6 protein-coding genes and 1 pseudogene are annotated in these 24,465 nt (G+C 70.1%); 2 read left to right on the top strand and 5 right to left on the bottom strand.

Translation table 11 applies throughout. The features are described 5' to 3' along the window. Nucleotides 1–505: pseudogene (locus AB0M48_RS28770) on the bottom strand (hypothetical protein); the annotation flags it as partial. Between the two features lie 19 nt (nucleotides 506–524). On the opposite strand from AB0M48_RS28770, the gene AB0M48_RS28765 reads away from it, so the two are divergent. Beyond that, on the top strand, nucleotides 525–19,886 hold the full coding sequence (locus tag AB0M48_RS28765) for a glycosyltransferase (RefSeq protein WP_363847813.1): 19,362 nt from the start codon (nucleotides 525–527) through the stop codon (nucleotides 19,884–19,886). A gap of 19 nt (nucleotides 19,887–19,905) precedes the next feature. Further along, nucleotides 19,906–20,751 (top strand): XRE family transcriptional regulator, encoded by an 846-nt coding sequence (locus AB0M48_RS28760; RefSeq protein WP_363847810.1) that lies wholly within the window; start codon nucleotides 19,906–19,908, stop codon nucleotides 20,749–20,751. Here AB0M48_RS28760 and AB0M48_RS28755 read toward each other — a convergent pair. From AB0M48_RS28755 to AB0M48_RS28740, 4 genes are all read right to left on the bottom strand, one after another. Further along, a complete protein-coding gene (locus AB0M48_RS28755; protein ID WP_363847807.1) occupies nucleotides 20,735–21,943 on the bottom strand; it encodes an MFS transporter in 1,209 nt (402 codons plus the stop codon). The two genes, AB0M48_RS28760 and AB0M48_RS28755, sit on opposite strands and share 17 nt — an antisense overlap. Before the next feature lie 125 nt (nucleotides 21,944–22,068). Further along, complete coding sequence (locus tag AB0M48_RS28750; protein ID WP_363847804.1) at nucleotides 22,069–22,935, bottom strand: hypothetical protein; 867 nt, start codon at nucleotides 22,933–22,935, stop codon at nucleotides 22,069–22,071. A gap of 199 nt (nucleotides 22,936–23,134) precedes the next feature. Next, complete coding sequence (locus AB0M48_RS28745) at nucleotides 23,135–23,590, bottom strand: SRPBCC family protein (protein WP_363847801.1); 456 nt, start codon at nucleotides 23,588–23,590, stop codon at nucleotides 23,135–23,137. A 25-nt stretch (nucleotides 23,591–23,615) separates the two neighbouring features. After that, nucleotides 23,616–24,464 (bottom strand): NmrA/HSCARG family protein, encoded by an 849-nt coding sequence (locus AB0M48_RS28740; protein ID WP_363847798.1) that lies wholly within the window; start codon nucleotides 24,462–24,464, stop codon nucleotides 23,616–23,618. Nucleotide 24,465 lies beyond the last annotated feature (1 nt).

Raw genomic sequence — 24,465 nt, 5'->3', positions numbered from 1 at the left:
CGAACACCAACACCCCCTCGACCAACACGCCATCGCCGACACCGAACGTCAACACGCCCCCGGCCAACCCGACCACCAACACGCCGCCGGCCAACACCCCGCCGGCCAACGCGCCGTCGCCGCGCCCGGACACCACCCCGTCCGCACAGCCCCCACGCGCCGACGCACCGCCCGCACAGACGCGCCCCGCGCCGCCCACCACCGCGCCGCCGGTCAACACCCCGAACACCAACACCCCCTCGACCAACACGCCATCGCCGACACCGAACGTCAACACGCCCCCGGCCAACCCGACCACCAACACGCCGCCGGCCAACGCGCCTTCGCCGGCCGCTGCGGTCAACACCCCGCCGGCGAACGTCTCGCCCAGGAATGCGCCCGACACCAACGTCCCGCCCACCAACGCCCCCAACCCCGGCGGCGACCCCAGCATCAAGACGCGGCCCGCTCCCCCGCCACCCACCACCGGTGCCGGGGCGAACCCCAGCACGACGGCGAACCCCAACGCCGCTCCCGATCTCGTCGTGGCGCCGGTCGTCACACCCGCGGCGAACAACCAGCGCTCGAACAACGACTCGGACAGCGACAGCAGCTCGGCGTACGAGGACGCGCTCGAGCCGACGCCCCAGCAGCGCGTGGACGGCTACCGGGCCCAGGACCCGAAGAACGATTCGGGTTATTGGCCGGACGACAAGGGCGAGCTCATGTACGGGCCGAACCCTGCGTCGGACTTCGTCAGCATCAGGGTCGACGAGAACACCACGGTCGGCCTGACGCCGTACATGACCAAGCAGTGGCTGGCGGACAACGGGATCAAGCTGCCGAAGGGGGCCACCGTCGAAGGGGCGATCCACCCCCTGCTCTACGACGCGGGTCTGGGCGGTGGCAACCGCAAGCCCGAGGTCTACGGCATCGACAACGCCGCCGACTTCCACAGCGAGATGATGGGTATCGCGGCCGAGCAGGGAATCCAAGAGCAGCAGCACGTGCTCGACGCGGTGAACGACCTCGCCACCGACATCACGAACAAGTACCCGCCGGACCAGTTCTCCTACGTCGGCCTGGGCCGCAGTCCCGCCGCGGTGGTGGCCGCGCTGCAGGACCAGGGCCACGACGCGGTGTCCATCCCGCTGTCGAACTTCCGGCCGTTGCCCTCGGACCCGGACTCGATCCTCATCCCGGCCTATCACGGCCCCGACGGCAGGCCCAAGACCGAGCCGCTGACCGACCAGCAGCAGGACATGCTCGACCAGCACTTCGACGAGTTCCTGGGCGACCTGCCTCATGGCAAGAACGTGCTGCTGATCGACTACACGCAGGGCGGCCTGTCGCTCGTGTCCGCGCAGTACCAGCTGCAGCAGCACGTGAACCACAACGCCACCCCCGACGCTCCGCCTCCCCGCGTGCAGGCGTTCGCCATCCACGAGGCGACGAACCGCAACGACATCCTCAAGACGATCAACGCCGCGGCGGATCCCGGGTCGAAATTCCAGAGCTTCTACGAGAGCTACCTGGACCCCAGCGGCCGCCGGAACTCCCGCCAGGACTTCAGGAACAACATCGAGACCCACGAGATCCCGTTCCGGCACCCTCTCGGCGACGCGTTCCGCAAGGAAGCGTTCGACGAGTTCGCCGAGCACGGGTCGTACAAGATCCTCGACCAGAACCCGGAGACGTTCCAGCAGGACCGCCCGCACAAGAACAAACCGGTCGAGCCCGGTGTCACGACCGCCTACGAGGTGCTGCAGGACGCTGTCGGGGAGGGCAGGCCCAGGCCGACGCCGGATACCGCCGACAACGGCACGGACGGCGGCTCCAAGGGCGGCGGTTCTCGCGACGGTGACGCGCAGGGCAGCGACCAGGGCAGCACTCGCGGCGCGCCCCCGTCCTCCTCGACCGGCACCCCCGACGCGGACACCGGCGGCAAGTCGAGCACCGACACCGACACGGCCGCGGACACCAACGCCCCCAACCAGAACACCAACGGCGACAACCGCCCGACGCCCACCAGGGACGCGACGGCGACCCCACCGACTCCCCCCGCGCCGGTCCCGCCCGCTCCCCCGGCACCGCCTGCTCCGAGCTCGAACACGAAACCGGACGGCACCCGCAAGGACGTGCCGAAGGTCGGCGCGCCGCCGGCGATGACGCCGCCGACGCCGCAGTCGCACCAGGGCAAGGACGTCCTCACCGACGAGTCCTGGCGGCACGACCCCGCCAGGACCGCGGACTGGTCCAACCCGGACAACCCCGCCGACCGCAGCACCTGGGCCCATCGCCGCAACGACACCGACGTCCGCACCGTCGACCTCGACGTCCGCGACGTGCGCACCGACAGCACGCCGTCGAAGATCGAGGCCTACAAGGGCCTCATCAACTACGACCTGCGCCGCATCGAGACCAGCCCCGGCAAGTTCGTCCAGGAATACACCGTCAAGGTCCACCTCGAACCCACCGGCAAGGTCACTCCCGACCAGCTCGCGCAGATCAGGGACAACGCCACCAACGGCGTCAACAACCTGCTCAACCAAGGCTTCCGGCTCCCCAGCGGCGACCAGTTCCACCTCAACCTCGAGTTCACCGACAACAAGGCCGACGCCCACACCACGGTCAAGATCGACCCCAAGAACCCGAACGTCGACCAGGACCACTGGAACCCGGACACCAGCCCCGAGGTCCTGGCCCACGAAACCCTGCACTACCTCGGCGTCCCCGACGAATACAAGGACACGACCCGAGTCCTGCAACAGCACGACACGAACTCCGGCGTCCACCACGACGACGGCGGCCTCATGGACACCGCCGCCCACCTGCCCGACCCCGGCATCCGGCCCCGCCACCTCTGGCTGATCGAACGCACCGCCACCAGCCAGGTCATGGTGCCCGACACCACGATCAACCCACCCGGCCCCGCCACGGTGCCGCCGCCCGCAGGCTGGACGCCCAAGCCACCGACGAACGACGGCCCTGTGTCCACGCCCGGCACCGACTCGGACCCGAGCCCCGACGCCGACCTCCCGACCAGGCCGACGACCATGCCGGGTCGGTTCTACGGCTCGGACTCGGACTCCGACTCGAACAGCGACTTCGACGTCGACGTCCGTCCCAACCAGACGCACCTGCCGAACCTGGACCGCGTCGGTCTGGTCGAGTCGGTGCTGCGCAGTGCGGCGTTCCAGAACGTGCCGGTCCCGAACGCGTCACCGCTGGTCGGTTCCGGCGACGTTCGATCCACTGTGGACACCGTGCTGAGCGATATCCGGCAGAACCCGCAGAACCACAACCACCCCGGCCTGAACCCGCCCGCCCTGGCGAACTGGGTCGCGAGCCGGATCAGCCAGGACACCCTGGCGAAGTTCCACCCCGACCTGGAACCGAACACCCCTGGGCTCACCGCCGACGCCAAGGTCGAGCAGTGGCGGGCGAACCTCGCCGACGACCTGGCGAACGGGTCGTCGAAGCGCTGGGACGTCGTGAACGCCGGCCCCAAGGCCGCCGGTACGAACCCCGGTGACGCCGACGTGATCAAGCACCTGACTCAGCAGCTGACCGCTAACGGCGCGCTGCCGTCGTCGGCCGACCTGGTGGCGAAGGCGCTGCAAACGCCGTCGTGGGCCGACTCCCACGTCGGATCGCACCTGCCCGACTCGATCGCGCAGGCGTTGGACGTGCAGCTCGTCGTCGCCGACAACGGCGTGCAGACGGTGCACGGCCCGGACGGCGCGACGCAGGTGCAGATCAGCTCGCAGAACGGCACCTTCGGCGCGCTCGGAGCCCCGACGCCTCAGGAGATCCGCGCCGGCATGGAGGCGTGGCTCGCGGGCAAGTCCTCGGCGGAGGTCAACCAGACCATCGCCGATCTCTACAAGGGCCGCCAGGACGAGGGCCTCTACAACGCCGCGCAGAAGGTTCAGCTCGTCAAGCGCGCAACCGCGCACCCCGGCGGCCCGCAGGCGTTCGTGAACGCCCTGAGGGAACGATCCTCGGCCCTCCAGGACCGCATCAACGAGGTGAAGGCGCAGGCCCCCCGCAGGCCCAGCCTGTGGAAGACGCCGCAGCACACCGAACGGCAGGCGCAGATCGCCGCGCAGGTCAAGACCCTCACCGACCTCCTCGACAGCACCAACACCCAGATCGAGACCCTGGCCGCGCAAGGCCCTGGTCTGGGCACCACCCACCTCATCGACAACTTCGTCGCGGGCCCGAACGCGGACAAGCTCGAGCACGTCCCCGCGGACGTGCTCCCCCGGCTCGACGCCCAGCTGACCGCGCAGATCGCGGCGGCGGAGAACGCCGGGTTCGACGCCTCGAACCTGAAGAAGTTGCAGGAGCGGGTGCAGAACGAGGCAGACGTCCGCACTGTGACGAACCACGCCGCGACGCGTGGTCTGGACGGGCTGACGGCCCAGTTGGACGACGCCAGGGAGGCGTTGCGGAACTACCGCGACGGCAAGGCGTCGAACACGGGTTTCCACGGCTTCCTCAACCAGATGCTCGGTCAGGAGGTCGACACCTCCGTCGACTTCGACCAGAAGATCGCCCAGGCCGAAGCCCTGGTTCAGCAGGCTGAGCGCAACCTGTCGTTCGCGAGCGATCCCGACTACGGCAACCGCTTCGAGAAGGCCGCGGAGAAGTACTCGAAACTGCAGTCGGCGATGCAGCGGTTGGACCAGCTCAACGCGGAAATCGATGCGCGTGGTGAGCGCCTGCGCGATCTCGACGCCAGGACTCGGGAGTTCAACGCACGCCAACTGGCCCGCGCTCTCGAAGAGCGACAAGCCCAGCAGGACGCCGAAAGCGTCCACAGCGCTCCTGGTTCCGACGCGGAGTCGGACGTCGACGCGCGGTCGGATGCCGATGCACAGTCGAACTTCGACGCGCAGCCGGACAACCGCGTGCTGACCCCGCGGCACGAACACGCGGCTTTCCGGGCGTCGCTGTACGGGAAGTCGCAAGCCGAACTCGCGGAACTGGCCGCGCAGCACAGCACCCACCCGGACCGCTCGTTCGAGATCGAGCAGATGTCCCGCTACCAGGAGATCGCCCAGAAGGAAGGTGGCCTCCAGCAGCACCTGCGGGACCTGCAGAGCGAGATCCGCCAGACCCGCGAGGAGGCCCGTGACCTCCAGCGGACCACCGACGCCCTGCCGGACGTGCTCAAATCCGAGCTCATGCGCACGGACCAGGCGCAGCGCCACGCGGAGCAGCAGCGGCTCACCGACCACGCGCAACAGCTCGACCAGGAGCTCATGCGGCTGCAGTACGACCGCACCGACGCGCTGACCACCTACGCGCTCACCCTGCCCGCCGACACGACAGCACCCGAGTGGCAGACGGTGACGCCGGTCGACGCCGAGATCATCGAGAACCGCGTCACCGACCTGATCCGCGACGCGCGCATCGGCGGTCTCCCGACTCCGGAACTCGACCGCCTGTACGACCAGATCCGAGAAATCCGGATGATGGAGACGCCGACGCCGTCCCGGCCCGAAACGCCGACGGTCGAGGTGGACGACTCGGCGTCGGTCCGATCGGACGACATCGCGTCAGCTGATCCGGACACCGACGTGCGGGACCGCGAGAACACCCCGCCGGCAGAGACCCCGCAGGAGCAGGCCGCCCCCGCGGCCGAACCGCGGCCGTTCATGCAGGACCCGTCGGCGCATTCCGCGGCCCCGGACATGGACCTCGTCGTCCCCGGTGGCTTCGGTCCCGTCCACGAGGGCACACCGCAGCGGTCGTTCGAGGCGTCGCTGTACGGCCTGGACACCGCGGCGCTGCGGGACCTGCAGCAGACGTACGGCCGTGACGCCGCACGCTCGGCGGCGATCGAGCACATGATCGAGGTCTCCCGGCAGTCGGGCCCGCCCGCGACCCACGACCAGCGCACGCGAATCGCCGAACAGCGCCTCGCTGAGATGAAGACGGCCCGCGACCGGTGGAACGCCTCGGACCTGGTGCCCGACCGCCTCAAGACCCAGACGATGCTGGACGAGCAGGCGACCCGGCGGGCGGGCGCGGACCGCCAGGTCGAGTACTACCAGCGGCGGGTCGACCAGCTCACGAACAACCGCGACGCGGCTCTCACCACGCACGCGCTGCAGCTGCCGGCCGACGTGGACGCGCCCGGCTGGCGGCAGTTCGGCGACGCCGACCTCGCGGCCGTGCGCAGCCACGTCGACCAGCAGATCCGGGACGCGCAGGCGGGTGGGCACAACACCGCTCACCTCGAGGCTTTCCTCGACTTCACCAACGAGCTTCAGGAGACGCGTCGGAACGAGGACGCGGACACCCGTCCCGCGCCGGAACCGGAGACCCGTCCGGCGCCGCCCAGGCCGACGCCCAACCCCGTCATCCCGATGACGACGATGGCGCCGCAGCCGGTCGGCCAGCTCCCGGACACGAACCTGCCGAGCTTCTTCCAGGACAACAAGGCGCTCGGCTCGATCGTGCCGACCGACGTGCGCGGCGCGGACGCGGTGGTGCGGGAGATCAACGGGCTGCGGCCCGACGACGCCGCCCGCATCAAGAACGCGATCGAGAACGACTTCGAGACGTTCCTCGGCGATGGACGCAACTTCCAGGTGAAGATCGGCAACGCCTGGTTCGAGGCGAACGTCCGCGCGGAGATGCACGCGGACGGGAGCAGCGTCACCGACGCCGCGAACACGAAGGTCGACAAGAACTACCAGGCCGCCGCCGCGTCCACGACGACGAACAGCATCTCGACGTCCAACGACGTCGGCGGTGCGGTGACGGCCGGCGTGGCGATGGGCCCGTACGGCTCGCTGGGTGGCAAGGCCGCGCTCGCGACGCCCGCGGTGTCGCAGGCCACCAGCACCTCCATCACCGAGCAGCGTGCGATCAAGGGATCGGACTCCGGGTCCAAGAAGATCACCGTGCCGGTCTCGTACGAGATCACGCTGTACGACGCGTCGGGCAACCCCTCGCTGTTCTCGACGCTCAGCACCGGTCCCGACGTGACGCTGCAGGTCCCGGCGGACCTCAGCACGATCGTCGACTCCGGCAGGTCCTCCGCGGCGGTCACGCCGCCCGACGCGGCGTGGGGCCTCAAGGCCGAGAACGTCGTGCCGGAAGCCGTGGTGGTCAAGGACTCCGGGAAGCTGTTCAACGACGTCGCGGAGAACCTGCACCCGTCGATCACCAAGATCGGTTCGCCGGGCCGCGAGGCGCTGCAGAACTTCCTGAGCCCCACCTCGATCCGCAACAACCTGCCCTCGATGCTCGGCGGCTTCGTCACCTCGCCGGACCTGATCAGCCCGCACGCCAGCAAGGGCGCCGCGGTGCAGATGAAGGCGACGCTCAAGGACGCGAAGCTCATCGGCACGCACGCCGACGCGGCGCTGGACCTCAAGGACACCTTCTCCTGGGGCAGCAGTGTGGCCGCGTCCAGCAAGACGGGGTTCGACGTCACCGCCGGCTTCGGGGGCAACATCGGCGTCCCCGGCAAGGTCGGCGGCACCGTCGGCGCGACCGCCGGCTACTCCGCGCGCACCGCGGAAGGCGTCAACGCCGGGTCGAGCTCCAGCCGCAGGTCCGGCATCGGGGTCAAGGTCGAGACCGGTCTGTACGAGGTCACCGCCGAGGTCGAGGTCCAGGGCCCCGCGGGCAAGCCCGTGACCATGGAGATCACGACCCACATGCGCATGGGTCTGGGCGAGGCCGGTGCGGTGGGCCTGCCGACCTCGGCCGGCACCCGCAACTCCACGACCGACCCGGCGACCGCGGACACCAGGTTCCTGCCGCCCTACGTCGCCGACACGCTCGCCGCGGGCAACGCCAAGGTGGGCGAGTTCGTGCCCGCGACGCAGGTGCAGAGTCAGGTCGAGACGAAGCTGCGGGAGCTGCCCGGGTTCGAGAAGTTCCTGCCGAAGTGGAACAACCCGGACGCGAACCCCCGCTCCAGCAAGGGCCAGGGATTCGGTGACGTGGCCGAGCGGCTCGCGAACCAGCGCAAGCTGGACGCGAACCTGTCCCCCGCCGCGTTGAAGGCGAACATGGACAGTCTGCTCGGTCCGGGCCTTCAGGTGCAGCTGAAGAACTCCGGCAGGACGACGAACACCTACGTCAACGTCACGGTCAAGGCGAAGCTGACCAACCCGAAGCACCTCGGCAAGGCCGACGGGCGCACGGTCAGCGACTCCACCACGAGCGGCCCGAAGCTCGACGCCAACACCAGCACCACCAAGGGCTGGACCGGTGGCATCACCGGCAGGGCCAACATCCCGGTGAAGACGGGCGTCGCCTCGCTGACCCCGATGCCGCAGGCCGGTGTGTCCTACAGCCACTCGTGGACGGACAAGACCTCGGCGGGGCCGGCCGTGAGCGCCACCTCGTCGAACCCCGGCAGCCCGGACGCGCAGGTGTTCCAGGGCGACGTGGAGTTCGAGGTCGAGATCACCACGTTCACGCGGCCCCGGACCTGGGTCCGCACCGTCGTGCCCGGCGCGCCCGGTCAGCACGCGCCGGACGTGAAGACCGTAGCCAAGACCGGCGCCGGCCTGGACAAGATCGACGGCAAGGTCAACCTGTGGGTGTCGGACTCCTCGACGCTCAAGGACAACCCCGGTGACGGTTTCAAGCCGGGTGACCCGTTGGCCACGCCGATCGAGAACTCCCCGACCGTCAAGGACCTGCTGAACCCGGCACAGGCCCGCCCGAAGTCGCCGGAGTTCCTCCACGTGGAGGCTGTCGCCAACACGACGGAGCTGCGGGACCAGGCGATCGACGCGCTCAACCGCGCGGCCAAGGGCGACTCGGCGCTCACCACTCCGGGCACGGCGTCACGGGCGCAGATCGACAGGATGTTCGCTCCGGAGAACATCAAGGCGAACCTGCAGCGGCTCATCGAGACCGGCGTGCAGGAGCAGGGCCTCAAGTACGACCGCCGCGTCGCCGACCGCTCCGGCGCGATCGGCATGTCGGTCAAGCTCGGTGAGGCGAAGCTGGTGTCCATCTCGGACGCCACCGGCACCGACAACTCGTTCAGCGGTGGTTACAAGGCCGGTGGGTCGTCCACGACGAGCCGGTCGGTCGACCTCGTCGCCGGCATCAACGTCCCGGTGCGTCCCAACGTCACCCCGCCGGCCGCCGGCCAGCCGTCGAACCCCAGCGGGTCCGGCGGTGTCGCGGTCACCGGCAAGTGGACGCCGTGGTCGGACAACAAGACCACGTCGAACGAGATCGGCGGCAACGTCGACCGCGGCCGGACCACACCGGACGACGCCCGGACCGTGCTGGTCCAGGTCGACGCCGAGTTCACGATCGTCGGCGAGAGCCGCGCCGGGAACTTCGTGCACGGCGGCACGCCGAACGCCCAGGGCGTGAAGGTGAACCTGCCGAAGTCCGTCTTCGTGCGGGTGTCCGAGGACGTCGCGCGGGAGATGGGCGTGCTGCCGAGGGTGGCGCCGAACGTCCCCAAGCCCGACTTCCCGAAGATGGCGCCGCCGTCGACGGTGGCACCGGGCGAGCCCGGCGCGCTCGGGCTGTCCAACGTGGAGAAGGTCCCGGACCTCTCCGCGGCGGTCAACGAGCTCACGACGAAGCTGTCCACGAACACCAAGAAGTTCGGCAGCGACCCGCTGATCCCGGACTCCGTGCTCAAGGACTCGATGAGCAACCTGCAGCGCATCGTCGACCTCAACTCGCCGTCGAGCGTCAAGGCGATGATCGACAGCGCCCTGGACGGTGGCGTGCCGCTGCTGGTCCACCAGCCCGGCACGTTCGGCAAGGACTCCTACCAGGTCACGCTGCGGGCGAAGACGGGCGAGCCGAAGTTCGACCAGGTCGTCAACGACGGCGTCGACATGTCCCACAACGACGGCGGCTCCCGCAAGGAGAGCTACGGCAAGGGCCGCGGCACCGGCTGGGGCCTCGGGCTGCGGGCACCGGGCCTCGCCTCGCCGGGGAGCGCGAACCCGAACGTCTCCGGCACCGCGGGTCTCAGCGCGATCGCGAACGTCGGCTCCGCCCAGAGCAGCTCGGTGACGGCCTCGACCAGCATGGCGTTCGGCCACAACCGCACGGCGAGCGGTCCGGCGGCGCGCTACAACGTGCCGGTCGAGTTCGAGCTCGTCGTGGAGAAGGGCGACAAGGAGGTCGCGAAGGTCCGCAGCGCCGAGCAGGACATGGTCGTCCGCACGCACGCGGACAACCAGAAGGTCTCGGAGCCGACGACCGGTCGCGGCACCCCGCAGCCCTACATGTCGGCGGCGAGCAGGCGCGGCGGCGAGTTCGGCACGCCGGAGGCGACCTACGCCTTCCAGCAGGACAGCCGCGCCACCCAGCTGCCGGCGACCGCGTCGGTGGAGAACCTGCGCGGCGCGGGCGACCTGCGCGACGCCGCCGTGAAGGCGATGACGGAGGCCGGCGCGGGCAAGGGCCTCACAGGCAAGGGCACGGGCTCGCTCAACAGCCTGCTCTCGACGCTCAGCCCGGAGAACCTGCAGCCGCACCTGCCCGCGATGCTGTCCGGCCCGCTCGACGTGCCGGGTCTCAAGGAGGCGGCGCTGACGTTCGGCCAGGACGCCGACGTCAAGGTCTACGCGAAGCTCGTGAATCCGCAGCTGGACTCGCTCAGCGACGGCGTCAAGATCGAGACCCCGCTGACCACCAAGACGACCGACGTCTCCAGCGAGGCCAAGGTCGCCGACACCTCCGACGTGGCCGTGGGCCTCGCCCAGGGCAGCGCGGCGGTCAAGCAGGGCGACCCGAAGGACACCGTCAACTTCGGCACCGGCGGCGTCGAGCTGAGGCACGCGAACGAGGACTCGTCCGCGGTCTCCGGCGGCCCGGCGCAGGCCCAGGGCGGGGGCGTCAAGCCCAAGGACCCGTCGCGCACCGGTCTCGTGCAGTTCGACGTCGAGTACCGCGTGGTCGCGACGATCGGAGGCAAGACCGGCGTCGTCGACCTGACGGTGCCCGGCTCGGCCGGCGTGCGCATGCCCGCCACCGAGGTCGAGTCGGTGCTGAACCAGAACTTCAGCGACTCGTTGAAGGACGCCCAGACGGAGGTCAAGAAGACGGCCGACGACTGGCGCGAGGCGGAGAAGAAGGTCGACGAGGCCCGGCACGAGGCCCAGGAGGTCATCAATTCCGCGGCCGCCGTGCTGGCGAGGACCGACCAGCCGCTGGGTGACGCCGCGACGAAGCTGAACACGGCGATCGAGAACCACATCAACGCCGAGGCCGAGCGCCGGACGCGGCAGACGGCGTTCGACACCGCCGTGGCGGACGTCGCGCAGACCCGCGCGGCGATCCAGGACCTGACGCCGCGGATCTCGTCGCTCAGCCAGGACGCGCTCGCGACCAAGGACGCCCTGGACGACGCCCAGATCGGCGGAGCGCCGAAGGCCGAGCTGGACCGGCTCGGGCAGGAGGCCGACGCGGCGCACACCGCGTTGACCGACGCCCAGCAGCAGCTCACCGACGCCCACACGCAGCTCGACGTGCAACGCAAAACCGCCGTCGACGCCCGCGCGGAGCTCCAGGCGCAGCAGAAGGCCGTCGCCGACGCCGAAACGGCCCGCACCGATGCCGAGGAAGCCCACAAGGCACTCACGGCCGAACGCGCCGAGGCCGAGAACAAGATCAAGGACGCGGAGACCAAGCTCGACGACGCCCGCAGGGCCGCGGACGCGGAGCAGAAGAAGTGGTGGGACGCGAAGGCGGAGGCAGACCGCCAGGTCGACCTCTACAACGCGACCCCACCGCCCGCGACCCCGCCGCCCGCGCCGCCGGCCCCGCCCGCGACACCCGGCGACGCGACCACGAACACGCCTGCCCGCGACGCGGCCACCAACACGCCACCCGCCGACGCGACCACCAACACCCCACCCAGCGACGCCACCAGCACCGCAGCGGACGTGAGCCAGAAGCCGCTGCCCCCGCTGCCCGCGGAGTCGTCCGTGGCGGAGGGCAGCCGTAGCGGCGCGGAGACGAACTCGCCCAGTCCTGCTCCGACGACCACCAAGGCGCCGAAGAAGGTCCGCGGCGGTGGCGCGCCGCCGGCGATGACGCCGCCGACGCCGGAGTCACACCGGGGCAAAGACGTCCTCACCGACGAGTCCTGGCGGCACGACCCCGCCAGGACCGCGGACTGGTCCAACCCGGACAACCCCGCCGACCGCAGCACCTGGGCCCATCGCCGCAACGACACCGACGTCCGCACCGTCGACCTCGACGTCCGCGACGTGCGCACCGACAGCACGCCGTCGAAGATCGAGGCCTACAAGGGCCTCATCAACTACGACCTGCGCCGCATCGAGACCAGCCCCGGCAAGTTCGTCCAGGAATACACCGTCAAGGTCCACCTCGAACCCACCGGCAAGGTCACTCCCGACCAGCTCGCGCAGATCAGGGACAACGCCACCAACGGCGTCAACGACCTGCTCAACCAAGGCTTCCGGCTCCCCAGCGGCGACCAGTTCCACCTCAACCTGGAGTTCACCGACAACAAGGCCGACGCCCACACCACGGTCAAGATCGACCCCAAGAACCCGAACGTCGACCAGGACCACTGGAACCCGGACACCAGCCCCGAGGTCCTGGCCCACGAAACCCTGCACTACCTCGGCGTCCCCGACGAATACAAGGACACGACCCGAGTCCTGCAACAGCACGAGACGAACTCCGGCGTCCACCACGACGACGGCGGTCTCATGGACACCGCCGCCCACCTGCCCGACCCCGGCATCCGGCCCCGCCACCTCTGGCTGATCGAACGCACCGCCACCAGCCAGGTCATGGTGCCCGACACCACGATCAACCCACCCGGCCCCGCCACCGTGCCGCCGCCCGCGGTGACCTCGCCCTCGTCCGGCGCTGCACCGCACGGCGTTCCCGCACCCAGCCCGAACGCCGCTCCCGGCACCGGTGCCGTCCCTCCGTCGTCGCCGGAACCGGCCGCGGTGACGCCCTCCACCCGGCTCCGCTCGGCCTCCTGGCCGCTGCCCCGCACGCACCAGGCCGCCCAGCAGTTCCAGGCGCGGCCTGCTCCCGAGGGACACAGGCGGGAGTCCGTCAAGAGCAACAAGCGCGAGTCCACCAAGAGCAGGCGCGAGTCCATCAAGAAGCTGTTCACCGTCGAGGTTCCGGGGATGTTCAGGAGGGAGTCGCAGGCGTCGGTGCCGTTCACGGCTCCTGCCGCGGCCGTGACGCTCACCTCGTCCGACCCGTGGGTCGGCTTGCTGCACGCCCAGGCCGATCCGTCCACTGTGGATGTCGACGTACTGAAGGACCACGTCGCCCAGGCGGTCGCCGAGGGCAAGCCCGGCAAGGCCCGCATCCTGATCAACCGCCTGCGGGGATCGGACAAGCAGGCCGAAGTGCAGCAGCACTACGACGACGCCGTCGCCGCGCGGGGCGACGAGGGTGCCGTCGAGGTTCCGAAGGAGCTGCACTTCGCCTGGTTCGGCACCACACCGAACCAGGCCGCCGTGCAGAGCCTGCTGGAGTGGGCCGCGAAGGTTCGCGAGAACAACGAGAACTCGACCGGTCCCGACCAGAACTGGAAAGCCACGCTCTGGACCGACGCGTCGTCGGCCGATTGGACCCCTGAGGTCAAGCAGCAACTCGTGGACGCGGGCATCGACATCCAGCCGGACGTCGACTCCCTGGTGCACGACCTCTCGACCGACGTGCAGAGCCGCACGGACACCCGGACGACGATCGACGACGTCTACTCCGCCGCCAAGGACCCGAATGCCAAGGCGTACAACCTCCAGTCCGACATCGCGCGGTACGCGGTGCTGGCCAAGCGCGGCGGTGTGTACGTCGACGTCGACATCCGCCCCGGCGCGGTGTCGCTGAACGAGGTCGGCGACCTCAAGATGCAGCCGACGGACGTGCCGCTGATGGCACCGCGACTGCGGGACCAGCACAGCGTCGACAACGCGTTGGCAGGACTGGAGGACGTCGCGCCGGGCGCCGCTCTCAGCACGGCCGCCGAGATCCAGTACGACAAGGGCGAGCTGAACAACAACTTCATCGTCGCGCCGCCGGGCAACGACTTCATCCACGCCCTCACCGACGTCATCCCGAAGAAGTTCGAAGGCCTGCAGAGCTACGGCATGTCGCAGGAGGCTTTCAGCAAGGCGCTCAAGAAGCAGGCGCCGGACATCTCCGGGCCGAACGTCCTGGTGGCCGGTGGTCTCACGCCGACCACCGGCCTCATCGGCCAGTTCACGATGCAGCCGGAGAACCACGGCCTGCGGGCCGAGATGAACTACCTGCCGGAGCCGGTGCCCCTCGTCGACAAGCGGGACTACAGCGCCCTGTTCGACCCGAAGGTCAAGAACAGCTGGTCGGGGCTCGAGTGGGTGACGACCGAGAGCGAGGCCCAGATCGACACCGGGTCGTCGCAAGCGTCGCTGCGGGCCGCGAACGTCCCGAACGCCGACGTGACCGCTCTCGCCACCGCTCGTGCGGAAACGACCCCGGACGTGCACGTCCGGTCACGGAGTCCCCTCGTCCCGAACGATGCGGCGACGCCGGTCACGAGTCCCGCCGACGTATCAGCCGACGTATCAGCCAACGTCTCAGCCGACACGGACCCGGCCCACGGCACGACAGCACGAGGACAGCACGACAACGCCACGCGGCACGAGCTCACCGAGCAGATCGCGGCGATGGGACTCGACGCACGGCACGCCGCGTCGACGTTCGACGGCCTCAGCGCCCTGGGATCGGTGGAGAACCACGTCGCGGACGTGCTGTCCTCCCCCGGTGTGCAGGGCCCGGTGAACCGGATCCTGTCGGCCTCGGGCTCGTTGAGCCCGGAGCACGCCGGGCGGGTACGTGACCTGGTCACCGACCTGCTCGTGACCACGAGTGCCGTACCCGTGCGGCATCGCCGCGTCGGCGACATCACGAAGCTGAACCTCGGTCACGTCCACGACTGGCAGACCGCGCGGCCGATGCCGCCGGCGACGCTCGAGCACGTTCTGGCCGAGATCGCCGCCGACGTCGAGGCCGGCCGTGTGCCGCTGTCCGACCTGCCGCACCACGCGGCGGACCCGCTGCCCCGCCGACTGGCCGTGCTGGGGACGCTCAACCTCGCACCGCACGCGCGGGCGGGGCTGCTGGCGCACCCGCCCTTCGCGGCGCTGCTCGACTCACCCCACCTCGCCGACGCGCTGTTCGCCGGCAAGGGCCTGGACGAGCAGCGGTTCCTGAACACCTGCGAGTCGGCCGCGGTCCACACAGGACTGCGGAGCGTGTTGCCCACGGTCATCGCACAGGTGCACGCGGGCCGCGCGGTCGCGGACAGCGCGGAGCAGGCACTGCTGCGTGCCCTGGAGAACAGCCCTGAGCTGCTGGCACGCAAGGACCGCCCCGGCGGGCGCACCGTCGAACAGCTCGTGCGGGACCGGATCGCCGAGGCACGCGAGACGTTCGACCGGCTGGAGCAGCAGTCGAGCACCGACGCACCGGACTGGGCCGCCATGAGCGACGACTGGGGGCGGGTGATGCAGAAGCTCGCCGCCGTCTCCGACCCGAGCGAGGGCGTCGACTCCATCCCGGTGCTCAGCCGCAAGGCCATCCGCGGAGCGTGGGCAGCCAGCGCGGTCCTGTCGCTCCCGATGGGAGTCGACCGGCCGGGCCGGCGGGGCACCGGTGTGAACGAGGACTACCGGCTGCTCGCCGAACAGGTCCTCGCGGATCCCACTCCGTCAGGCAGGACCAGGCCGCTCGCGGACATCGTGGACGACAGGTTCTGGTCGCGGGTGCACCACCTGGGCGCGCTGCCCGTCGCACTGGAGGGGCGGTTCACCGCGCACGCGCTGTCCGTGCAGGCGGTTCGCCACGAGGGTGTGGAGGTCTACCTCGTCGGCGACCCGAAGAAGAAGCACTTCGACATGCTCACGCAGTCCGAGTTCGCCGCATGGGCCGCCCGCAGCAACGCCGAGGCGGCACTTCCGCTCCAGACCACGGTGATCACGAGCCCCGCGAACGTCCAGCCCGCGGCGCCCGGTGGACCGGCGCACCCGTCGACGAGGCCCACCCCTCCCGAGCCACCGGCCAGCTCCAGCCCTCCCGTGCAGTCGACGACGAACTGGACACCACCGGAAACGTCGGCTCCCGACACCACCACCGCGAGCCGGCACGACGGCGCGGCCGAACAGCAGCGCGAGATCACCACGGCCGCCGCGGGCGACGGAGCCCGCCCGAAGCAGGACCGCCCGGCGGACGTCCTCGACTGGGCGCGACGGATGCCGCTGGTCGACCTGGCCATGACCGATCCCGGCGCCAAGATCCGCCAGGGCCAGAGCACGCGCGAGCACACGCAGCGGGTGCTGGAGGTCCTCGGACGGCCTGCTCCGCGGTCGTTCCCCGGGATCGGCCGGATCCTGCCCAAGATCACCGCGGTGACCGCGCAGGGTCCCGAGGCCGCGACGAGGAACGACGCCATCGCGCTGGCGTCCGTCGTGGACAACGTCGCCAGGGACATGGCGGAGGCGTTCAACGACCCGCTGTTGAAACCGGTGTTCGCACGCAAGATCATCGAGTCGCAGGCGGACCGGCTCCACTGGGACGGCGACGCGTCGTCCTCGTCGATGTCCCCGGAGGCCGTCCGCCTGGCCGGTGCGCTGGTCTCCGACGACCCGCTCACCTCGTACATGCGGGGAGACGTCGAGCTGCCCGCCGTGGCAGCCAGGGTCGAGGACGTCGCCCAGCGGGCCGGTCTGGACGCGCAGACGACCTTCGACCTCCTGCGCAGGCGCTACGAGGCGGAGATGCTCTCGTACACGATCTCCGAGATCCAGGCGGGGAGGCTCAAGCGGGATCCGAACGCCGACGGGTCGTTCGACCTGGAGAAGCTGCCCGGCGAGATCGCGCCGAGCCACTTCCGCGATGTCGTCGAACTCCGCAAGACCACCACTCTGCACCGCTTCTTCGGCGGTCCCGAACGGGGCAAGCCGGAAGAACGCGAGTGGAACAACAAGGACCTGGTCCTCACCACGGCCGCGGCCACACGCCTTGACAGCCTGCGAGCCGTGCTGGCGCCTGCCCCGGCGGCGACTGCCGCAGAGGTATCCACGGCCGATGCCACCGCACCTGCGGCGGGGCCCTGGACCCCGCCGGCCGCGCTGCCGTTCACGGCGGCCGACCTCGCGGCGGGCAGGGATGGGCTGGCCTCGTCCGCGGCCACCACCTCGGTACCGCCGCCAGGCTCCGCTGAGGCAGGATCGCTGACCCAGCGCCAGTACGAGCACCTGCGCGACATCCGGACCGACCGAGCCGAGGGCGACCAGGCGGTCACCGAGGCGGCGGCACGCCGGGAGTCGGTCAAGCAGAACCTCGTCGAGGAGCTCTCGGTGCCGGACCTCGCCGCCGCCGAGCAGGTGCTCGCGAAGGCCGAGGCCTGGTTCGCCACCGCGCCGATCACCATCTCGCTGAAGGGCGAGACCGTTTTCGGCACCGACCAGGGAGCGGCGTCGCTCACCCGGCCCGACGCGCGCTACCTGCCGGCCGCGGAGGTCGGTCTGCGCGTCGTCGACTCGTCCACGCTCGAGTCGCTGCGGTCCAAGGAGAGCGACGTGGACGCGCGCCGTGCCGAGGTCCACCGCCTGGAGGCCGAGCTGGTGCAGAAGGCCCAGACGGAGGACGCGTTCAACCGAAGCTCGGAGTTCAAGGCGCTGTGGACCGCGCACCACCGCGCCAAGGCCATGCTGACCGCCAGCGAGATCGACGCGGCCAGGACGCCGCGGCAGGTCCGCTACCTGGAGGGGTTGCTCGCCGAGGACCCGGACTTCGCCTTCTGGACGCAGTCCAACGAGGTCAACGCCTCTCGTGGTGACAACTACACGCGGTGGCGCCGGGAGAAGGACGACGCCGAGTCGGGCAGGCGCGGGTTCGGCCCGCACGAGGCCGCGGTGTTCGGCGCGGTGAACGTGAACTACGACCGGACGAAGGGCTTCGAAGGAACGGCCTTCTACGGCGAGACCCATTTGCTGCTCGAACCGCACGTGCGCCAGCGGTCGTTCTACACCTTCGGTGCGAGGGGGCCTGCACGCAGCAACGTCGTAGACCTGATGCACGACATGTTCGAGCAGCGCCACACGGACTACGTCAACGGCATCGTGCAGAACGCCCTGGGGCTGGAAGGGATGGTCCCGCAGCGGAACCTGCTGCTGGAGACGCACGTGTACGGCGATGTCGTGTTCGGTCGCGACGTGGCGGAGGTCTCGGTCCCCCGCGCAGGGCTCGACCCGGCCGTGCGGGCGCGGATCGAGGCGTTCGCGGAGACCCACGGCATCACCCTGGTCGAGTCGGACCCGGCCGCGTGGCCGGAGCAGAAGGCCGAGGTCGACGCCGCGGCGGTCAGCAGCGCGCTCGCCGCTCCACCGGCGAACCAGGATGCAACCGAGGCCAGCCGTGCCGGTGCGGGTGACCGGACGACCTCGGGTCAGCCGGTCGCCGCGCCGCAGTTGCCGGAACTGGACCTCGGCAGGCCGTTCGTCGAGGACCTCTTCGACGAGATCGACGCCAAGACGTCCGCCGCGCCACGTCCGGCAGAACTGCGGGACTCCGTGCAGTGGCGGGTTCCGGAGGACGCCGCTTCACTCACCCCGGACCGGCTCGAACGGGAGTTCGGCATCCCGAAGGTCAACCAGGAGCGGTTCCAGAACTTCGTCGACCGCTTCAACATCGTGCTGGACGTCCGTCCCACGAACCCGGACTCCGTTCGCTGGCTCTACGACGGCGCGATGCCGAAACCCAAGGACATCAAGGCGAAGACCATCAACCAGGCCGACGTGCTGCTCGGTGCCGACGCGGAGCACGTCGGGCTCGTCGGGTTCTTCCAGCCGGACCCCAACCCGGATCTCTCCGACGTCGACCCGGCGATGCGGGACAAGGTCGCCAAGCGCTTCAACGAACGCGCCGCCGAGTTCGCCGAACTGATCGGCACGATGGAGAAGTACGAGCAGGACGGCAAGTTCAAGGTCATCGACGGTGTCGTCCACGGGTCGAACTCGCGAGGCGACCTCGTCTGGGTGACCGGTGACGCCGACATGTACGGCATGTACGACACGGAGGGCAACCGGCTCGGCGAGGAAGACTACGAGGGCATGGTCTTCCTGCTGGTCAACCGCAACGTGGGGGTCCAGCACGGAGCACACCTGTACTGGGACCCGGCCACCGACTTCGACCGGAAGATCTTCGACACGATCGTCAACAAGCACGTGACCGAGGAACCGCTGGTGCGGTTCAACCCGGGTCAGCCGGCGTCCCTCGTGCTCGCCGACCCGTTGCCACCGCGCGTCGACGCGGACAGCCAGGCCGCGCCGATCGAATCCGGAGGTTCCGAACGGCACGAGGTGGCGGAGGCCGCCCCGCCGAGCCGGCTCAGCCAGTACGAGGAACACGTCAGCAGCACGCGGCGGCACCTGCGGCACCTGGCGTTCGACGTGGTCAACCAGGCCGCTGCCCCGGCTGTCACCTCGGACGGCCTGTACGCGGCGGTCGGACAAGTGGTGCGCCAGGACCCGGCGGCCCTGCGCGGACAGGTGCTGAACCACGCCGCCACCACTGCGGCGGTGAGCCGGGCGACCGCGGACTTCACCACGTCCAGGCCGGTCCACACAGGACACCTGACAGGTGCGCTCGTTGAGAACGCCAACTGGAAGATGCACGCCGACGCGAACGAGAACACCGGTGCGGGAAACGCGCGCGACCTGCTCGGCCACCTGATCGCGACTCAGCTGGGCACGACCTTGGTGATTCACCAGGGCGCGGGCACCACGCCGCTGGTGCTGGCACCGATGGGCGACCACGCCGGAGTTTCCGTCGAGGTCGACATGGTGGTGGTCGACGGCCGCGTGACCTACCGGCCTCACCAGCCACTTCAGCAGGGCGTGTGAATGCATTAGCGTGACCAGCGTGGACGAGTTCGCGCAGGCGCTCCGGACGGCGATCACGAATCGCGGTCTCGGTCTCGAGCGCCTGCGCGAACACCTCTCCCAGAACGGCGTGTCCGTCTCGATGGCCACGCTGAGCTACTGGCAGACGGGCCGCAGCCGTCCCGAGCGGCAGAAGTCGCTGCAGGCCGTCGTCCACTTGGAACACATCCTGCAGCTCCCGCCCGGCCACCTCTCGGAACTCCTGGGACCACCGCGCCCGCGGGGCCGCTGGCTGCGTCACGCCCCGGCACCGATGTCCGCGTTCTGGTCCCCGCAGACGCCCGTCGAGCGCGCGTTGAACGGCCTCGACACGCAGTGGGACGACCAGCTGCTGCGCGTGAGCCAGCAGGACTTCGTGACGATCGGGGCGGACCGCACCGAACGGGTCTTCCGGTCGCGGCAAGTGCTGTCGGCGTCGATGACCGGGCCCGACCGGTGGGTCGTGATCATGCACGTCGACGACCACGACCGGCCGTTGCCGCTGGTCAGCGCCCTGAAGAACTGCACGGTCGGCCAGGTGGTCCGCGAGCCGGCCGAGGGGCTGCTGGTCGCGGAGCTGCTGTTCGAACGGCCGCTGCGCAAGGGCGAGAGCATCGTGATCGAGCACGAGCTGGTGAACCAGGATCCGTGTCCACCCGCGACGAACTACGAGCGCAAGTTCCGGCTGCCGACGCGGGAGTACGTGCTGGAGGTGACGTTCGAGGGCGCCCCTCCCCGTTCCGCGGTCCAGCTCGCGGACGGGTCCGCGGTGGCGCCCGGCCACACGCTGCTGGACGTGGCGCTGGACGTGCGGCCCGGTGTCCGCGGCTTCAGCTGGACCTGGTGAAGCCCTTCGACGACGGGACCAGCGCGGCGGCCGCGGGGGCGGCGAAGCAGATCACCGCGCAGCCGCCCAGCACGACGCCGGCCCCGAAGTGGTCGATGGCCGGTGCGATGAAGGCCAGGCCGACCGGCGCCAGGCCGAAGGAGAGCAGGAAGTCGAGCGAGGAGACTCGGGCGAGCTTGCCCGGCTCGACCTCTCGCTGGACCGCGGTGAACCACGGGATGTTGAACAGCTCGACCCCGACACCGCCCACGACGTAAACGGCGATCACCACCGACCAGTGCACCGGCAGCAGCAGGGCCAGCGGGACCAGGCCGTAGCAGGCCAGTCCGGCCAGTGCGGCCCATCCCGGCGTCTTCGGGCGCCAGCGGCCCATCAGCGCGGCTCCCGCCAGCGCACCGAGGGTGTACGCGGTCGTGGCGGCCACCAGCACCGCTTCCGTGTCGTAGCGGTCGCGGCTCACCACCGGCAGCAGGACGGCCGTGGCGGAGTAGCCGAAGGCGACCATCGCGGTCAGCGCGCCGAGTCCGGAGAGCAGCCACGGGTGCCGGCGCGCCTCGTTCAGGCCTTCGAGGAAGTCCGCGGCGAAGCTGGCCCGGGCGGTGGTGCGATCCGGTGCCCTGGTGCCCTTGGGAGGCACGAACGCGGCGACCAGCCAGAGGGCGGCGGTGATGATGAGCAGTGCCCTGGCGTCGACCAGGAGCGCGGCGAGAGCGGTGAGGCTCGGGGCGGCCAGCGTGGTCACCCTGATGGCGACGGTCGTCGCCGCGTTGGCCTGCTGCCGCTGCGACTCAGGCACCACCTCGGCCACCATCGCCTGGAACGCGGGCCGGCAACCGCCCTGACCGGCACCGACGATCGCGGCCGCGGCGGCCATGAGCACCAACGAGCTGCCCATGCCGAGCGCGATCACGGGTGTCATGACCGCGCCGGTGAGGCACGACCAGAAGACGACGTTGCGTCGTGAATGACGATCGGCGAGCACACCGGCCACGGGTACCGCCACCAGGAAACCGACGGTTCTGGTGGCGAGGACGACGCCGAGTTCGACGGCGGTGATCGACCGTTCGAGAACGGCCAGGCCGAGCACGAACGGCAGGGCCCACATCGCGAGACCCGACACGGTCGTACCGGTCCACAGCCGCACGAAGGGCACGTTCCGCAGGACAGATGGCGCTGTTGCTTTCTCCGTCACGACGCCCAAGGTTTCACCACTGGCGGACTCCTGACCACACTATTCCCGGCGACAGCGCAACGGGCGGCTGTTCCCCCGCGCCTCGAAGGGAACAGCCGCCCGTCGTGCCGTCCGATGTGGACAGATCAGCCGATCTTCTCGATCCGCGCGTTGCGGATGAGGAACTTGCCCGGCTCGCGGACCTGTTCGAACGCCGCGTTGTTCAGCAGCGCGCAGCTGCCGGACGCCGACGCCACCTTGACGGTGGTGGACTTGTTGTTGTCCAGGTTCGTCACCTTGAGCGTGGTGCCGATCGGGAACGTGCCGCTGGACGCGGCGGGCGCGCCACCCTCACCGGACAGCGTGACGGTCGAGCCGGTGCAGACCTGCTGGCCGGTGGCGCCGTTGTCGCCCTGGTTCGCGTCGGGCTGTTCGCTCGGCTGGGCCGTGGGCGCGGGCTGGTTGCCGGCGTTGTTGTTGCCCTGACCGGTGTTGCCCTGGTTGGCATTGCCCTGCCCTGCGTCGGCCGCGCCACCGTCACCCTTGCAGCCCGCCGCCTTGCGTCGCTGCTGGATGAGGTCGACCACGGCCTGCCGGTTCGCGATGCGCGCCTCGGACTGCGAGTCCGGGGTGGCCTTCTGGCCCGCGATGAAGCTCAGGTTGTTCTGCAACGCCTTGTCCAGCCCGCCGCAGTCCTCACCGGACGTGGCGGCCTGCCCGGCCTCGGGCTTGGCCTGGACGTCGTTGCCACAACCGGCCGCCGCACGCCGCTGGTTGATGAGGTTCACGACCTGCTGGCGGTTCTGGATGCGAGCGTCCGACTGCGCGTCCGGGTTCGCCTGCTGACCGGCGATGAAGTTCAGGTTGTTCTGCAGGGCGGTGTCCAGTCCGCCGCAGTCCTCAGCCGCGTTCGAGTTGGTGCCGCTGAAGGCGAAGATGCCGCCGGCGACAGCCGCGATCGCCAGCACGGCGCCCGCGCCGATCATGGCGGGCTTGCGGTGTCGAGCGCCCATTCTGTGTCTCCTCGGGGGGTCGAACGGTGTTGTACCGATGACTACGGGGAGGTCACGGACGGGGTTCAAAATGGCCTGGACCTTGTTGTTTTTAAATGCTTTTAAGGTTTTCGCAGTGCTGGTGATCTTGCTGGTCAGAGTGCTTTTCGGGCTGTGGAGCGCTTTGGCGCCTCGCTTTGTTCGTTTTCCTGTCTGGTTGTCAGGCAGACTCGACAGCACGCTTCAACCGCTCCAGCGTCGCCTCGATGTTGCGCTGGTTCGTCACGGCGCGGTCCCTCACCCCGGTCGCCAGCATCGTGAGCGGCACGTACCAGCCAGGCCGGCGGTCCCACGTCGACTCGGTGACCCGGCACCCGCCCGCGGTCTCCTCGATGTCGTACTGCCAGCGCGACACCGCCAGGCCGAGCGACTTCACCTCGAACGCGAACCGGGTCGCGGAGCAGTCGGTCACCGTGGAGGTCGTCGGCCACTTGCGCCAGCCGCGCTGGTTGATGCCGCGGAACCGCGCACCGACCCGTGGACCCGCGGCGTTGAGCCACTTGCCGCCCGAGTACTCCTCGGCGCATCCGCTGAGCCCACGCAGGTCGCTGACCAGGGCGAACACCCGCTGCGGCGAGGCGGCAACGTCGATGTGCGCGGAGGCGTCCGGCTTCATGCCGCCGAACTTACTACGAGTAGGTTCAGTGCGCCAGCCACTCGCGAACGGTGCGCGCGGACGGCACGATCGCCCTCGTGGCGTCGAGGTCGTACGCCACGGGGTGCGTGCGCAGCCATCGCCACATCCTCGTCAGGTCGTCGCCGACGAATTTGTGGAACAGCCAGATCGGCATCGGGAAGCCCCGCGGCGCACGACCACGGGTCTCCCGCCAGAGCGCACGGCACTCGTCGACGCTCCGCACGTCCGCGCAGAGCGGGAGATCCGCACCCACGAACCGGTCCGGCTCCGCGAACACCCTGGCCGCCACGGCGCCGACGTCGCCGGCCGAGAACCACAGCAGCGGCCGGTCCGCGCCGATCAGCTTCGGCATCAGGTGCCACATGGACACGGCCGGGTAGAAGTCCTTGTCCGTCATCAGTTCCATGAACGCCATCGGGCGCAGGACGGTCAGCGGCAGCCCGAGCGACTCCAGGTGCGCCCGCACCACCAGTTTGTTCTCCCACTGCCGCACACCGGTTCCCGGCACTCCCGGCCCTGCCGAGGCGTACACCACGTGCCGCACGCCCTCCGAAACCGCGGCGTCACCGACCGCGCGTCCTTGCTGGACCTCCTCGTCGAGGCCGCTGGTCATCGGGTTCTGGACGCTGAACACCCCGTGCGCGCCCGCGAAGGCGGGGCGCAGCGAGTCGGCGGACGCCATGTCCGCGCGCACCACCTCGGCGCCCGCCGAGGCGAGCCGCCCGGCCGCGGGTGACGAGGGGTCACGGGTCAGCGCCCGCACCCGCCAGCCGCCGGCGAGCAGGTGCCGTGCGACCGAGCCGCCCTGGCGTCCGGTCGCACCGGTGACCACGACCAGTCTGGCGTCGTTCATG

The sequence above is a fragment of the Lentzea sp. NPDC051208 genome, from assembly GCF_040682435.1.
GTDB lineage: Bacteria > Actinomycetota > Actinomycetes > Mycobacteriales > Pseudonocardiaceae > Lentzea > Lentzea kristufekii.
Note: the sequence above shows the minus strand (reverse complement) of the source record. Positions and strands in the feature narration are given on the sequence as shown.

Bases quoted from the DNA above. Each gene is read 5' to 3' on its own strand.
- AB0M48_RS28750 (WP_363847804.1), bottom strand. From the start codon at position 22,935: ATGGGCGCTCGACACCGCAAGCCCGCCATGATCGGCGCGGGCGCCGTG.
- AB0M48_RS28740 (WP_363847798.1), bottom strand. From the start codon at position 24,464: ATGAACGACGCCAGACTGGTCGTGGTCACCGGTGCGACCGGACGCCAG.
- AB0M48_RS28745 (WP_363847801.1), bottom strand. From the start codon at position 23,590: ATGAAGCCGGACGCCTCCGCGCACATCGACGTTGCCGCCTCGCCGCAG.